This is a genomic window from Nocardiopsis prasina DSM 43845 (assembly GCF_000341265.1).
In the GTDB taxonomy this organism is placed as follows: domain Bacteria; phylum Actinomycetota; class Actinomycetes; order Streptosporangiales; family Streptosporangiaceae; genus Nocardiopsis; species Nocardiopsis prasina.
Window position 1 is genome coordinate 1 of sequence record NZ_ANAE01000234.1, and the last position, 1,274, is coordinate 1,274.

Genomic DNA, 1,274 nt, shown 5'->3' on the forward strand with positions numbered 1-1,274 from the left:
GCGGGGGGGGCGCCCCGCCGCAACACCCGCTTCATCGACAGCAAGACCGAGCTGTCGCGCAAGGTGGTCAGGACCCTGGACACCGCTGGGGCCGTCTCCGGCCTGGGCCGGTACTTCTGGCGGAAGGCGGGGCTGCTCGGACGGTAGGTCGGCCGCCGAGCCGAGCGCCTCCGGGGGCCGTGCGCGCACACGGCCCCCGGAGGCGTGCCCGCACACCCCTTCGCACCCCTGTCACACCGCCGGAACACGGACCTTACTCGTGAGTAAATTTCCCGTTTCTACCCATTGCATTGTGACAATGCTCGTTGTAACGTTCCGGCAATGACTGTGGAGGAGATCACATGACGACCCCCTTGCCTCGCCACCTGAGTCGGTTGCCCGGACAGAACGCCATCGTGACCGGCGCCTCCGGTGCATTCGGCAGCGCCACGGTGGCGGTCCTGCGCCACCTCGGCGTCAACGTCGTCGGGATCGACCGCAAGCCCGCCCCGGGCGTCGTCGCCTGCGACATCACCGACGACGAACAGGTGCGCGAGGGGGTCGCCCAGGCGATCGACCAACTCGGCGGAAGCCTGGACCTGCTCATCCACTACGCGGGGGTCGGCCCCTCCGTCGACATCGGCCACCTGCCCGACACGCACGCCCACCAGGCGCTGGAGGTCAACCTCCTCGGCACCTGGCGGGTGACCGCCGCCGCGATGCCCGCCCTGCTCCGGAGCCGCGGCCGCGTGATCGTCACCGCCTCGCTCCTGGCCAACCTCCAGTTGCCGCTCGCCGGGGCCTACACGGTCTCCAAGCGCGCGGTCACCGCCTACGCGGACAGCCTGCGCGCCGAGTACGGCACGCACGTCGGGGTGACCACGGTCTACCCCGGCTACGTGGACACCCCCATCCACGAGAGCTCCCGCGCCACCGGCGCCTCCCTCGACGGCCTGGTGCCCGCCGAGACCGAGCGCGACACCGTGATGACGGTGGTCCGCGCCGCCGGTGCCCGGCGCGCGCCCCGCGACGTCGCCTGCACGGCGTTCGGGACAGCCGCCCTGCACCTGACCAAGCACTTCCCCGGAACCACCGAACAGATCGTGTCGCTCCAGCTCGGCCTGCTCCTCAGCGACGGCGCCTTCGCGGACGCGGAGATCGCCCGGGGGCTCCACGCGCGCCACGGTTCCCCGCACGCCCTGACCAGCGCCTCCTGAGGAGGAACGAGATGACCGCCGAAGTCGTCGCCAAGCCGAAGACCACCGACCGCGAGGACATCGCCAAGCGCCTCCTGC

Annotated in this window: 1 protein-coding gene and 1 pseudogene; both read left to right on the forward strand. The window is 71.4% G+C overall.

Going from position 1 to position 1,274, the window contains the following annotated elements; genetic code table 11:
- Nucleotides 1–147 (forward strand): annotated as a pseudogene (locus tag D452_RS31605) (diiron oxygenase); the annotation flags it as partial.
- 194 nt (nucleotides 148–341) lie between these two features.
- Nucleotides 342–1,196 carry an SDR family NAD(P)-dependent oxidoreductase gene (locus tag D452_RS0127095; RefSeq protein WP_026129721.1) on the forward strand — a complete coding sequence of 285 codons (855 nt, stop codon included), beginning with the start codon at nucleotides 342–344 and terminating at the stop codon, nucleotides 1,194–1,196.
- Nucleotides 1,197–1,274 lie beyond the last annotated feature (78 nt).

What these genes read in the sequence shown, in the direction of transcription:
- D452_RS0127095 (WP_026129721.1), top strand. Translation starts at nt 342, where the DNA reads ATGACGACCCCCTTGCCTCGCCACCTGAGTCGGTTGCCCGGACAGAAC.